Consider the following 13,496-nt stretch of genomic DNA (forward strand, 5'->3'; position numbering starts at 1 on the left):
GTTAGTATCTTTAAATTTGTAAACTTTTTCTCATGAGTATTCATTTTAGAGTAATTATTATGTTTTACACATCTTGCTATAGATAATGCATCTATAGGATCATTTTTACCTTTACCATTTCCATATAATAATCTTGTTAATTTTACTTTTTGCTGATTAACGAATACTGCTTCGCAGTTATCCATAGAAGTAATAATATATGATGCAATACGTTGCCAATAGATGCCGGTAGGCTCCATGCCTATTATACAAGATTCTGTGTTTGTTTCCTTCATAATCTTATATACCCATGATTTAAAGGTTTTAAATCCTTCCCTATCATTCTTAAGTGATGATAAATAACCAACTTGTATACCATTTATATCTATTGCTTTTGCTACATGTATTTTTTTAGCTAAATCAATTCCTATAAAAACCTTTGACTGATTTAATGAAACTATGTTATTATTCATTTGAATAACCTCCTTGGTATTTTTGTTTTACGATTATTATTTTACCTAGGGAGGTTATTTTTTTCAATTCTTATAAAGTCTCAAAACAGGAATGCTGTGCACTGAAAACTATGCACTATAAGCCGCCTCCACAAGTATATTTTTCAATCTTTCATCATACCACTCTAACGTATCCCTATTAAACAAACCAAAAGTCTCTGCTTCATTTTCTCTTGATACATTATTATCCCACCAAATACATGTCATTCCCCTTTTTGCTGCTTCCTTAACATAATATTCTGCTAAATTCATTCTAGATTCAACATTTCCTTTACTTATTGATCCAAACTCACTTATAACCACTGGTATCCCTTTTGAAACAAAAGCATTATAGTATTTATCAAATTCCCAATCTAAATTCTTCTTATCTTGATCAGATCCCCATATGTCTGTACCATTGATATTCATTGCAAAATCATATGGTAAATATGCATGTAGAGATATTATGATATTATCATCATTTGGTATAACCATATCATTTATAGCTACATCTACTACTCCTGCAGCATATGTTGGCATCATCACTGCTCTTTTTTCATTGTTTCCACCAGTAGCCCTTATTGCATCTAATGCAACCTTGTTATATTCATTGACCATAGCTCTTGATTCACTAGTACCACCTGTCCATTCATATTCAGTACCTTTTAATCTTGGCTCATTCATTGTTTCAAATATTAATTTATCACCATAATTTATAAAATGATTAGCAATTTGTAACCATAACTTTTCAAGTTTATCCTTAACTTCTGCCTCTTCACTTCTTAATGGAATAATCCAATCATCATGATGAAGATTAATTATTGCATACATATCATTACTTATACAATAATCTACTACTTCTTGAACTCTTGCCATCCATTCTTCATCAACTTTATAATCAGGTGCCTCCTGCATATGCTGACTCCAAGTTACTGGAATCCTTACAGTATTAAATCCACCTTCTTTAATTTTATCTATCATTATTTTTGTTGTTTTAGGATTTCCCCAGGCTATTTCATATTCTTCTGATGTTTTATTATTTCCAATCCATTCTCCATGTGAATCAAGTGAATTACCAAGATTCCACCCTATACCCATATCCTTAACTATTTCATTAGAACTTTTCATTTCTGCTGCTTTTACCTCATCAGCCATAACATTTACCATTCCTAATGCTAATAATATAGTCATTATCAAGTAGGCTGGTAACCTCTTTATCATTTTCCTAATTATCATATACATTTCATCCTCCGTTTCCCTTTAATTCTATTTTTAGGGTTCTATTCATGGTAATTTATTTTTTGAAAATCTTCAACTTTTTTTATTGTTTTTATAATCATTTTATAAATTTACTTAAAATACTTCTAAATCTATTTTCTTAACCTTTATTAATCATCAATCATATATTAAATAGAACTAATTTTTATATGAGGAGACTTAACATGTGTGGAATTGCCGGTGTTGTTAATTATAGAGAGAATCTAAATTCCTCTTCTAATATTAAGACCATAGAAGATATGACAAAAACTTTAGAAAAGAGAGGTCCTGATTCATCTGGTATTTACATTGACACTCACTGTACTTTAGGTCATAGAAGACTTATTGTTGTTGATCCAGAAGGTGGTCTACAACCTATGACTAAAAAAACTTCTACTAATGAATATACTATTGTTTACAACGGAGAAATTTATAACACAGAAAATGTGCGCTCTGAATTAATAAAGGAAGGTTACTCTTTTGATTCATATTCTGATACTGAAGTATTATTAACCTCTTATATACATTGGGGAGTAGATTGCTTAAGTCACATTAACGGTATATTTGCTTTTGCAATATGGGATAAATTAAATGAAAGTCTTTTTTTAGTAAGAGATCCCCTTGGTGTCAAACCATTATTCTATACTAAAAAGGGAAATTCTTTTATATTTGGATCTGAAATAAAAACCTTACTTGCAAATAATAAAGTTAATAGGGTATTAGATAAAGAAGGTATATTAGAGTTGTTCGCTCTTGGTCCAGCCACAGCTCTCGGCAGCGGTGTTCTTAAAGGTATAAAGGAAATACCACCTGCTAATTACATTATAATAAGTAAAGATAAAGAAGAATTAAAGGAATATTGGAAGGTTACCCCAGAACCATTTACCGAATCTTTAGATGAAGCAACTATTCACCTACAATCCTTATTAATAGATGCAATTAATAGACAATTAGTCGGTGATGTTCCTGTATGTACTTTTTTATCCGGTGGTTTAGATTCTTCTGCAATTTCAGCTATAGCAGCAAAAACTTTTAGAGAAAATGGCAAAACTCTAACAACTTATTCTATAGATTATAAAGATAATGATAAGTATTTCAAATCATCTTTATATCAACCTACTTCTGATCAATTTTGGGCACTAAAGGTTTCAAAAGATATTGGCTCTAACCACGTTACTGTTGTTAATGACAATATAGAACTAGCAGAAGCACTTATTCCATCAGTAATAGCAAGAGACTTACCTGGAATGGCAGATGTAGATTCATCTTTGTATCTATTCTGTAAAGAAATACGAAAGAATTTCGTTGTTGGACTATCTGGAGAATGTGCTGATGAATTGTTTGGAGGATATCCTTGGTTCACTAGAAGTGAACTTATTAATTATCCAACATTCCCTTGGTCACGCTTCGTTGACGATAGAAAAACTCTATTATCTGATGATTTGCAATCTTTAGATTTAGATGGTTTTGCTTACTATCATTATAAAAAAACTTTAATGGAAACACCTCATCTCGATGATGAAAGTCCTATGGATTATAGAATGAGAGAATTATTCTATTTAAATATTAAATGGTTTATGGTTAACTTATTAAATAGAAAAGACAGAATGAGTATGAGTAACTCTTTTGAAGCTAGAGTTCCTTTTGCAGATTATAGATTAGTTCAATATGCATTTAATCTACCTTATGAAATAAAATTTGCTGATGGAAGAGAGAAAGGCTTACTTAGAAGGGCTCTTAAAGGTATTCTCGCTGATGATGTTATATATAGAAAGAAAAGTCCTTATCCTAAAACTTATCATCCAGATTATACAAATAAAGTTTGCTCTATGCTAAGCGAAATTATGGACAACCCTAATTCACCTATACTAGAAATAATAAATAAGAAGAAAATTCATGAAATTATCGATTCAAAAGGCTCTTCTTATAAAACACCTTGGTTTGGTCAATTAATGACCGGTCCACAATTAATAGCATATCTAGTTGGCTTAAACGCATGGCTTGACTATTATAATATAGATATTATTAAGTAAAATTAATAGAACTGTTGCATAATGAATTTTATAGCCTTATGCTTCAGTTCTTCCTTATATATAGTGAATTATGAGTTGAACATATAAATATATCACTATAATTGTAAATTGTAAAAAAGAGTTCCCGCTCACGAATCTTATTCGATATTGCGAAAACTCCCCTATTCAAATCTCAGCTACCATAAGTTTTTTGTTTTCATCACAAACTATATATAACTCTTTTCCATCAATGACAGTTTTCATCCTTACCTTGTATCCCCATAGTTCTTGTATATATTTTAATGTACCTTCAGTATAAGAAAGTTGTAATTCACGACCATCATAAACATGTTCTAATGTTAATGTTTTATCTTTTAAGTTCATATCATACACCCTTATATACGGTACAGATCCCATACCACAATCTGCTGCTAGAGAATTTCTTATTTCCTTCCAGCCAGATTCATCTGCAACTTCTTTTACATATATATCTCCTGATTTTCTAACATACTCAAATAAATTAAACTCCGCACATAAATCTTCTGTTAGATATCGTCTTAAGAACGATGAATCTCTATCGCATTCTCTCACTTCAAATATCTTTTCTCTACCATAAGTTTTATCTAAATACTCAAAAATTTTGAAACCTAAGAAATATGGATTTAAACCGCCAATTATAGGTGCAATAACATCATTATGCCTCTTTATAAACTCTAGATGTAGTCCTGTTGGCAATTCTAATTCCTTCAATATTGTATAATGCCAATAAGATGCCCATCCTTCATTCATTATTTTAGTTTCAATTTGCGGTATAAAATATAATGTTTCATCTCTTACTATAGATAATATATTCTTTTCCCACTCAGCTAAATTTCCATGCTTAATAATAAAATATAATAAATCATCCTCTGGTGATAATGGGACTTTAGATATATCCGGCGCCGGAACTTCCTTATATCCATCTAAAATGGAATAACTTCCTGTCTGCTCTAAATAACTATCCATCATTCTTTTTTTAATCTCTTCCTCATCTATTCTCTTTTCTCCGACAGCTCTTGATGTCTGCATTTTCAAGGAATGAGCAGCGTCTAAAACTCTCTCTACATTTTCATAGCCTATAGAAGGATCGTTTATATAGCTCCTTATAGTATCAGCATGTACCTTAAACATTTCAATTGTTCTATTAGCATCAGTACCTTCTTTAAACAACCTATTATTTTTAAAGAAATCATTATGTCCATATACATGTGCCATTGTTAATATTTGAAGAAGTAACGTGTTTTCTCTCATTAAATATGCTAAACATGGATTAGAGTTTATAACCATCTCATAAGGTAATCCTGTTAAGTTATATCTATATAATGTCCTGTTTTTTTCATAGGCTTTTCCAAAACTCCAATGTGGATATCTTGAAGGCATTCCTACATAAGCTTCATAGCCAATCATTTCTTTATACCCTATAATCTCAAATTCCTGTGGATAATAATCTAAATTTACACGTTTTACTACTTCCTCAATCCTATCATTCCACATTTCTAAATCTTTTACTGTATAATCCATGCTACTCCTCCTTTAGCTCTTTCTTCAGCATGGTTTTTAATGCAATCCACAAATCGGACTTTTGTTTTATTGATGCAGATATATAATTTTTATTCTTAATTTCATTATTTAACTTATACTTCATTGTCGTTGCATAGGTAATAGGTAAAATTTCTGTATACCCAAAAAGATTGCAGACTTCACATAAATCTTTTACTGCTTTTATAGTTTTTTCATTATCTTCACTCCAATTATCTCCATCAGATACACAGAATGTATATAAGTTCCACATAGCTGGGTCATATCTTTCCTCTATTATTTCCAATGCCTTATTTAATCCGGAGGATATATAAGTTCCCCCTGATTGTCCCTTGTGGAAAAACTCATTTTCTCCTACCTCTTTTGCTGTAGTAGAATGAGCAACGAAAGCTACTTCTACATTGTTATACTTGTTCTTTATAAATCTTGATAGCACATAAAAATATGACCTAGCTAAATATTTTTTAGTATTATCCATAGATCCAGATACATCCATTACAAATATTATCGCTGCATTACTTTCTCTTTTAGGCTGTACTTTTACTCTATAATATCTAAGATCATCTTCTATAAAAGGAAATCTCTCTATCTCTTCATCAATATTAGCTTCTCTAAGCGCTCTCTTTTTTGACTGCAATCTTTCTATTTTAGTCATAACAGTCTTTTTCTTCGCTAATCTTGGATTAATCCCATGTTTTTGATATCCCTTCTTCTTAAAAGAACTTTCAGTAATAATTTCTGAGTACTTCTTCCTGTCCATATTAGGTAGTTCTAAGTCTTCTGCTAAATAATCAAAAACTTCATCTAATGTTATTTCTGTTTCATAATAATCTTCACCTTCAGCATTACCAGCACCTTGACCTTTTCCTGGGCCTTTTCCTTTTCCCCCTCTATCACTACCTATTTTCTCTCCTCTTTTTTCTTCACCAGTACCACTAGCTACGCCACCAGAGTTTTTGCCATATATAAATTGATATTCCTTAAGTCCTCGTATAGGAATCTTAAATTTCTTATTCTTAGTTTCACCAATAATACTCTCCTCTGAAAGTATATCTCCTAAATTATCCTTTATAGATTTTTCAACTAACTGCCTATGTCTTCTTCTATCTTCAATGGATCTATCATGATCTACAGGATTTAAACTATGATCTTTAAATATGGCCATAGTCTATCAATCCTTCCACAAGTTGTTTGCTGCATATTTCAAAATTACATCACAACAGTTTAGACAATAACCATTAGATATCATCTCTGTAACCATTGCATTATATTTTTGATCTTGCTCCTTATTTCTAACTTTAGATTTAGTAACAATTCTTGAAAGATCCTTTACAGACATAGTTAATTTCTTCTCTATAGCCTCTTTTAACGGTTCGTAAGTTGTATAATCTATTGTTCCACCATTTCTTACAACATAGAACATATATGAAGTTACATCAGATCTAAATCCTTTAGCTGAACTTTCAGATATTCCAAGTTGTTCTTCTATACTTCTCATAAATTCTTCATCTGGATTTAATTCTTCTCCTGTTGAGCCATCCTTAATTTTTGTCTTATTAACATAAGCTTCTGCATTATCAAGATAATTGTTAAATAGTGATTCTGCTTGTTCTCTGAAAGAATGGATAAATGCTCTTGTTATTTCTTTTTCTAAAGTTTTATTATATTCTTTTCTTATAGTGTCTTGGACAAGACCTAAATATCTCTTCTTTTCATCCTCTGCAATATCTAATTCTTTTACAGACTTTATAATGCTCTCCATTATACTAAGTGGATTTATACAATCATGTTCTGAATTAGACAATGCATTATCTATAGCCTTTATAATGAATCTAGTAGATATACCCTTCATACCTTCTCTTGGTCCTGCTTCTTCTCTTAGTTCCATTATATCTATTCTCTTTGTTGTACCTTTTTCCACAATTTCCTCACCATTATAGATTTTAAGCTTAGTCATAGGATCAGCCTTAGCGGATAATGTAAGTCTTGAAAGTATAGCAAACATGGCTGCTGTTTCTATAGTATGTGGTGCAATATGAGCTTTGAAGTTTGATTTTTTTAGTATCTTTTCATATATCTTTATTTCTTCATTTAATTCTAAACAATAAGGTACTTCTATTTTTACTATTCTATCTAATATAGCCTCATTGGTATGATCTGATTTAAATTTGTTCCATTCAGCTTCATTAGAGTGCGCCAAAATTATACCATCAAAATAGATCATTGATCCTTTACCTGGAGATGGTATTGATTTTTCTTGTGTAGCGGTAATTATAGTATGCAAATATTCAACATCATTTTTAAATACCTCTATAAATTCTACTATTCCTCTATTTCCTACATTAAAGGCACCATTAAGAGAAAATATTCTTGGATCATCTTCCGCATATAAATCCATTTTAGAAATATCAACTGATCCTGTTAATATAGACGTGTCTTGATTATTAGGATCTACAGGAGGAACTACTCCCACACCTTTTCTAGATCTTATTGAAAAACTACTAGTTGTTACAGGCATTTCTTCATATTTACCATCATATTCATGCATCAACCTATACTTACAAATTGGACATAAATCTCCTTCTATTTGAACACCTAACTTTTCCTCAAATTCTTTCCTTAAGTGCTTAGGAATCAAATGTAGTGGCTCTTCATGCATTGGGCATCCCTTAATTGTATATATTCTGTCTGCACTCTCTAACGCCTTTTTTAATGATTCAACTAAAGAGGATTTACCAGCCCCTACAGGTCCTACTAAATATAATACTTGTCTAGCTTCTTCACCTTTCATAGATGCAGAATTTAAATAATTCATAAGTTTCATTAACACTTTATCAATTCCGAAAAAGTCATCTTTAAAGAAATTGTATCTTTTTATAATTTCATTTCCGTATATTTTCTTTATTCTCGGATTTTCTTCTGGTTTTAAAACTTCATATCCTTGACTTGTTATGATATCGTTCATTCTCTTATGCGCAAGTTTTGCAACATCAGGATTTTCTTTTACTATATCCAAATACTCTAAAAAGCTACCTTCAAACTTTTCTTTATTGCGACGTTCACGATCATTTATTATAAATTCTTTAAAATCCATGAACTGCACCCCCTTTACTCTAAATATATTCAGTAATTGTTGAAATATATTACAAATTAATATATAATCACATCAAAGAAAATATTTTACATTTTATTCCTTCTCAATAATTATTTTCAAGGAGTGATTTAGTTGAAGAAACGGCTTCCCAAAAAAGTATTTATTGCTATTATTATTTTTACATTTTTATTTTGGATTCCTCATTCATATCTTATAATTTCAGACACAAATTTTTCACATAATCCTAATTCTATATATTCTTCTATCCACAACAAATTCAAAAGTTATTTTAATTACAAAAAAAATAAACCAACACAAAATGCTGGTGAACGTTATACAAAATATTCAGATTTACCTATAGAAACAATGATTGCTTTAGACTGTATTGATACTAACAGTGATTATACTCTTGACGCAAATTCATTTATTGATGAATACTCAAAAATATACCCAAATACAGATTCACAAAAATTATATTCTAAAGTTAATAATTCAATAAATAATTTATTTCACATATATTCAAAAGAATCTAAAAAAAATATTTATACGGAAATAATCCTTAGGATATTTATAGCACTTCTATTTTATTTCATGACATTTTATATATCTGCAATTGAATTTATAAAAAGAAAATAATATTTATATTGGTAATTTGAATTAATAATCACTATACATTTACAAAAAACATATGAAGTTAATCCTTTCATATAGTTCTTGTAATCCACTTTTTATGACACTTTACTCTTTATCTTAATCATATATACTGCTAATAAGGTAACTATCGTATAACCTACAAGCGAAATAATAGATGATTCAATTCCAAACTCTCCACCTGTAAAAAAAGGAACGTAATAAATCTACGTTCCTTAGTCTCTATATAAGTATTCACTTTAATCGCATATACAAAAGTGGATAAGGATTTCCTTCCTCATCATAATCTGTGCGTTTATATACCTCAAACCCAAGATGCTCATAAAATCCAACTGCCTGTGGATTCTGTTCATTTACAGTTACTTCTTGAACACCATATTTCTGAATACCATACTGAATTAGACGCTTTCCAATTCCTTTGCCACGTTCTTCTGGAGACAAGAAAAGCATTTCCAATCTTTTTTCTTCAATACCCATAAAGGCTATTGGCTCTTTCTGTTCATTTTCAACAATAATAAGATTTGTAACACTGTTCAATGCCTGAGGAACGTATTTTTTGATTTGCTCAATTTCAGTATCAGACAAAAACAAATGGGTTACTCGAACTGAGTTTTCCCAAACTGTCAAGAGATTCTGAATTAGCTGATTACTCCGTGTTTTGGCATCATATAGTTTCATATGTTTTCCTCCACAAATTCCGATTGAAATTTCACCTGTTCTAAAAGATTTAAAAATTGTTATGTTCTATTATCACATTTATCTCAAACCCTTGCAAGTACTGGATTTATATCAGGCGAGTCCCCTCCCTATGTTATATTTTTACCTTTTTCAAAAGCTTCATATTGTATACTCCATAAGGATATGTGGAATATTATCCTCGAGGAATGGTTCTGACACTTGTACAAATCCTGCTTTTTCGTATAATCCTCGTACATAAACCTGTGCTTCTATTTTAATTGCTGTTGCAGAGAACTTTTCCTTTGCAGTCTCAATAGCAGCGGCAACAATCTGGCTACCCAGACCACATCTTCGCTTTCTTGCAATAACTCGTCCAAGGGAGGCTTCGTCGAAAGTTGTACCTTGTGGCAAAACACGTGCATATGCCTGTATGCCATTATCATCCTTTAAATATAAATGATATGCTTTTTTGTCGGCATCATCAATTTCTTGATAAGGACATTTTTGTTCAACTACGAATACTGATACTCGTAATTTATAAATATCAACCAACTCTTCCAAACTTAGTTCACTAAAATGTTTTACAACCAATTCCATAAAAATCCTTCTTTCTGCAAAATAAAACAGCGTCCAAAAACAATCTTGTAATGCAAACGCACCGTACCTACGATTGTTCTTGAATGCTGTTGATCCATTTACCCGGTGGTAAATGACAGCTCTGTTAAGTTTGCTAATATTGTAGTTAAGTTCAGCATATTTGTCAAGCACTTATTAAATCAATTGAATTTATAAAGAAAATACTATTTATATTGTTGTAACTTAATCAAAAAGTTATCTTATAACATCAGTTTTGTCCTATATCAATTTTCCCATTCATCATTGTTTTCCTGAGTTGCCTTTACATCTATGCTACTATCAAACTTTAACTTAAAACTCTTAAATGGATCTATAAGCCCCTTAGACTTTAAAATTATCTTATAATCCACAGTATAATAAAATCCTGGATCTATTTTTAAATCTTCTATGTTTATTTCACCGCCATCTCCACTTTCTACTACTTTTATAGGTACTATAATATCTTCTCCTACCTTAACATTTCCTTTAGCCTTGTCATATTTTCGTACTGTAACTTCTCCTGTAAACTTAAGTTGCGGTTCCATAGTAATCGGTATTTCCCTTTTCGATAAATACAATGTTACATTTACCTCTGAATTACTTGAGATATTATATATTAACTTATTACCTTTATTGTAAGCTAGATGTTCAGCTGCTATAACCACTTGTCCAGGTTCTACGTCATTTAATTGAAATTCTCCATTTCCATCTGCTTTAGTTTTTTCTATACCATTTACCATAATTGATGCATAAGGAATTACCTTCTTAGTATCATTATCATAAACTGTACCCTTTACTGTACAATGATACTCCGCCGCTTTGTTTACTATTAACTTTACAAAATCTATTGCATAAGAATCTCCTGAGGCTATACCTTGTCTATCATCATCAATTTTTATTTGTATCCCATTACCTGAAGTACTACCTTTTCTTATATATTTATAAAATCTTTGTGGTATTTCAAGTGTAATCATATTAGATCTAGCCCCTGTTTGACTTAATTTATTAATTGTATCTGACCATTCTTTTACCTCAACAAATTCTCCAAACTTATCATCACCAGGTACTCGTATAGTTGCTTTATATACAGCACGGGACTTTGCTGAAAATCCTAAATACCATTCTGATTTACTACATCCATACATACTACTCCAACTATCATTATCAACTGCTAAACTTAATGAATTCCTAATTGTCGTATCATCTTGCATTGGTTGTATATCATCCAACATTATTTTTACAACGGCTCTATTAATCCTTTCTTCTTCGCCTATCTTTCCATCATATTTTATTGTCACCGGTTCTACTGGGTGTAAATATCTCCAGTTAACATTTTTAGAATCTATTTTATCAGAATTATTTGTCCATGAACTTGATGATGTCCATCCTCTTATAGACCTTTGTGTATACCCATCAAAAAATATTTCATCATTTACCGCTGTAAAACAGCCTAACTTTGCACTATCATTTTCAAAACTACTCATTTTCCCCCATGTTCCATCTTGCTTAAAATAAATAGAATAAAAATTAGCATCCCACTGACAATTATCATTAGCTTTCTTACTAGCATCAGTACTATTGGACCATTTCCATGTTAGACCATCAGCGCCTTTAGTATACGCTACTAATGAAAGTCCACCTGTGTAATCTTTATTTTCTGAAATTATTGGTATACTTTTATAATAATTATAAAATCCTGTTGTCACCATTTTTCTATCTGTTCCATCAGGGTCATTAACATCAGGAAACACTGTTAAAGGATGTCCTGATGTTATTTCTCCCGCATATATATTTGTTGTTCCATATCCATAACCAAAATTATCTTCATCACCTACTAATACATCAAAACCCGCAGCATCTGGTCCTGATGGTTCTTCTGAAATTCCTCCACCTGATTCTCCACCAGAGTTATCTTCTACAGTTCCCCCTTCTTTTTTACCATTAAACTTCATCTTTACTTGAACATTTGAAACTAAATTAGAATCATTAATAATTTTCAATCCCTTATATTCCAATTCTTGCCCTTCTTGCGGATTACTTATTGTATCTCCATCTACCCCATACCATTTTGCTGCACTCTTGTCTACAACTATGGCCTCTTTACCATTTTCAATATTTATTCCTTGCAACAAGCCATTTGCCCCATGTATCCCTTTGAATTTATTATTAAAATATCCATAACTCACTGAAGTACTTATAATAAAAACTATAAATAATATCATCATTAATATTACTTTAAACTTTTTCTTTCTCATTGTTCTTCCACCTGATAATCTATAGTTAATCCATCTATTTGATCACTCTTATTATCATTAAAATATCCATAGCTCTGAGGAATAACAATAGATATACTAATTATTAATATTAAAACTAAAATTAACATAATAAATCCCTTTTTGCTTTTCATCATTGCCTCCCATAACTATCTTTCATCCTTTAAGCCATATTACTATTCCTCCACATATTATTAATACGCCTACCATAATTAAAGTATCTCTATCACTAAATCCTCCAGTCTTCGTTAATGACGACAAATTATTTTCCACCTTATTGTTTGCCGTTACTACAAATACCTTTGGTTCTAAAATATATTCATAGCTCTTATTTTGATAATCATTTCCCGACTGATTATTAAACACTATTGTTATATAGAACTCTCCCACAAAATTTAAATCCATAAATATAGGCTTCTTAAATTTTATAGTTCTACTAGCTAAGTTTTCCATGGTGCCAGAATATATTTTTTCATCATTATATGTAATAGTTACATTATATATATTGTCTAATATTTTCTCTTTTTCCGCTTCTTCTATACTATATTTATAATCAGTATCAGTATCCCTAATATAACTTCTACTAAACTCTATCCCTTCTAAATAACACTTCTTACCCCAAATATTTTCTATCTCAAATGTTTTAGAAATCTTATCTGTGGGTCTCCATACCCCATCTTCCTCTGTACTATATATATTTGTAGTTGCTGCCTTTGCACCTACAACCTTAATTATTGATAAACTAAGTATAAATATAAAAAGTTTTATTCTTCTCAAAACATCTTTATCCATAGTTCACCTCGTTATATGCATAAGACCATAAACTAAAATTGCTTATGGCCTTACTACTAATACACTATTTAAACTA

General features: G+C 30.6%; 12 protein-coding genes. 2 read left to right on the forward strand and 10 right to left on the reverse strand.

Annotation, left to right across the window (positions count from 1 at the left end; translation table 11 throughout):
* Both KQI30_RS07390 and KQI30_RS07395 read right to left on the reverse strand, forming a co-directional pair.
* A partial coding sequence (locus KQI30_RS07390; protein WP_216462663.1) for an IS110 family transposase occupies positions 1 to 452 on the reverse strand: 452 nt, incomplete at its 3' end.
* Between the two features lie 108 nt (positions 453 to 560).
* Complete coding sequence (locus KQI30_RS07395) at positions 561 to 1,706, reverse strand: glycoside hydrolase family 5 protein (RefSeq protein ID WP_216462664.1); 1,146 nt, start codon at positions 1,704 to 1,706, stop codon at positions 561 to 563.
* A gap of 206 nt (positions 1,707 to 1,912) precedes the next feature.
* On the opposite strand from KQI30_RS07395, the gene asnB reads away from it, so the two are divergent.
* Positions 1,913 to 3,760, forward strand: a complete 1,848-nt coding sequence (gene asnB, locus KQI30_RS07400; protein WP_216462665.1) for an asparagine synthase (glutamine-hydrolyzing) — start codon at positions 1,913 to 1,915, stop codon at positions 3,758 to 3,760.
* Positions 3,761 to 3,925: 165 nt separating this feature from the next.
* Here the strand turns inward: asnB and KQI30_RS07405 are convergent, their stop codons facing one another.
* The 3 genes from KQI30_RS07405 to KQI30_RS07415 are packed head-to-tail and all read right to left on the reverse strand — an operon-like array spanning position 3,926 to position 8,411.
* Positions 3,926 to 5,299, reverse strand: coding sequence for a SpoVR family protein (locus KQI30_RS07405; RefSeq protein WP_216462666.1), 1,374 nt, complete (start codon positions 5,297 to 5,299; stop codon positions 3,926 to 3,928).
* 1 nt (position 5,300) lies between these two features.
* Positions 5,301 to 6,482: a sporulation protein YhbH gene (yhbH, locus tag KQI30_RS07410; RefSeq protein ID WP_216462667.1), complete on the reverse strand. Its 1,182-nt coding sequence runs from the start codon at positions 6,480 to 6,482 to the stop codon at positions 5,301 to 5,303.
* Positions 6,483 to 6,488: 6 nt separating this feature from the next.
* Entirely contained in the window at positions 6,489 to 8,411 is a 1,923-nt protein-coding gene (locus KQI30_RS07415) for a PrkA family serine protein kinase (protein WP_216462668.1), read from the reverse strand.
* A gap of 132 nt (positions 8,412 to 8,543) precedes the next feature.
* On the opposite strand from KQI30_RS07415, the gene KQI30_RS07420 reads away from it, so the two are divergent.
* Positions 8,544 to 9,047 carry a hypothetical protein gene (locus tag KQI30_RS07420; RefSeq protein WP_216462669.1) on the forward strand — a complete coding sequence of 168 codons (504 nt, stop codon included), beginning with the start codon at positions 8,544 to 8,546 and terminating at the stop codon, positions 9,045 to 9,047.
* 249 nt (positions 9,048 to 9,296) lie between these two features.
* On the opposite strand, the gene KQI30_RS07425 is transcribed toward KQI30_RS07420, so the two are convergent.
* The 5 genes from KQI30_RS07425 to KQI30_RS07445 all read right to left on the reverse strand — a co-directional run bounded on the left by KQI30_RS07425 (position 9,297) and on the right by KQI30_RS07445 (position 13,420).
* Positions 9,297 to 9,740, reverse strand: coding sequence for a GNAT family N-acetyltransferase (locus tag KQI30_RS07425; protein ID WP_216462670.1), 444 nt, complete (start codon positions 9,738 to 9,740; stop codon positions 9,297 to 9,299).
* A 159-nt stretch (positions 9,741 to 9,899) separates the two neighbouring features.
* Positions 9,900 to 10,337 (reverse strand): GNAT family N-acetyltransferase, encoded by a 438-nt coding sequence (locus KQI30_RS07430; protein WP_216462671.1) that lies wholly within the window; start codon positions 10,335 to 10,337, stop codon positions 9,900 to 9,902.
* 263 nt (positions 10,338 to 10,600) lie between these two features.
* Positions 10,601 to 12,610 carry a carboxypeptidase-like regulatory domain-containing protein gene (locus KQI30_RS07435; protein WP_216462672.1) on the reverse strand — a complete coding sequence of 670 codons (2,010 nt, stop codon included), beginning with the start codon at positions 12,608 to 12,610 and terminating at the stop codon, positions 10,601 to 10,603.
* On the reverse strand, positions 12,607 to 12,762 hold the full coding sequence (locus tag KQI30_RS07440; protein ID WP_216462673.1) for a hypothetical protein: 156 nt from the start codon (positions 12,760 to 12,762) through the stop codon (positions 12,607 to 12,609). The genes KQI30_RS07435 and KQI30_RS07440 overlap by 4 nt, the downstream gene beginning before the upstream one ends.
* A gap of 22 nt (positions 12,763 to 12,784) precedes the next feature.
* Complete coding sequence (locus KQI30_RS07445; RefSeq protein ID WP_216462674.1) at positions 12,785 to 13,420, reverse strand: hypothetical protein; 636 nt, start codon at positions 13,418 to 13,420, stop codon at positions 12,785 to 12,787.
* Positions 13,421 to 13,496: the final 76 nt, after the last annotated feature.

Origin of the sequence: Clostridium bornimense, from assembly GCF_018917145.1 — a bacterium.
Taxonomy (GTDB): domain Bacteria; phylum Bacillota; class Clostridia; order Clostridiales; family Clostridiaceae; genus Clostridium_AN; species Clostridium_AN bornimense_A.

Coding starts and splice junctions, on each gene's coding strand:
- KQI30_RS07445 (WP_216462674.1), bottom strand. CDS start 13,420: ATGGATAAAGATGTTTTGAGAAGAATAAAACTTTTTATATTTATACTT.
- KQI30_RS07435 (WP_216462672.1), bottom strand. CDS start 12,610: ATGAGAAAGAAAAAGTTTAAAGTAATATTAATGATGATATTATTTATA.
- asnB (WP_216462665.1), top strand. CDS start 1,913: ATGTGTGGAATTGCCGGTGTTGTTAATTATAGAGAGAATCTAAATTCC.
- KQI30_RS07405 (WP_216462666.1), bottom strand. CDS start 5,299: ATGGATTATACAGTAAAAGATTTAGAAATGTGGAATGATAGGATTGAG.
- KQI30_RS07425 (WP_216462670.1), bottom strand. CDS start 9,740: ATGAAACTATATGATGCCAAAACACGGAGTAATCAGCTAATTCAGAAT.
- KQI30_RS07430 (WP_216462671.1), bottom strand. CDS start 10,337: ATGGAATTGGTTGTAAAACATTTTAGTGAACTAAGTTTGGAAGAGTTG.
- KQI30_RS07440 (WP_216462673.1), bottom strand. CDS start 12,762: ATGAAAAGCAAAAAGGGATTTATTATGTTAATTTTAGTTTTAATATTA.
- KQI30_RS07415 (WP_216462668.1), bottom strand. CDS start 8,411: ATGGATTTTAAAGAATTTATAATAAATGATCGTGAACGTCGCAATAAA.
- KQI30_RS07395 (WP_216462664.1), bottom strand. CDS start 1,706: ATGATAATTAGGAAAATGATAAAGAGGTTACCAGCCTACTTGATAATG.
- yhbH (WP_216462667.1), bottom strand. CDS start 6,482: ATGGCCATATTTAAAGATCATAGTTTAAATCCTGTAGATCATGATAGA.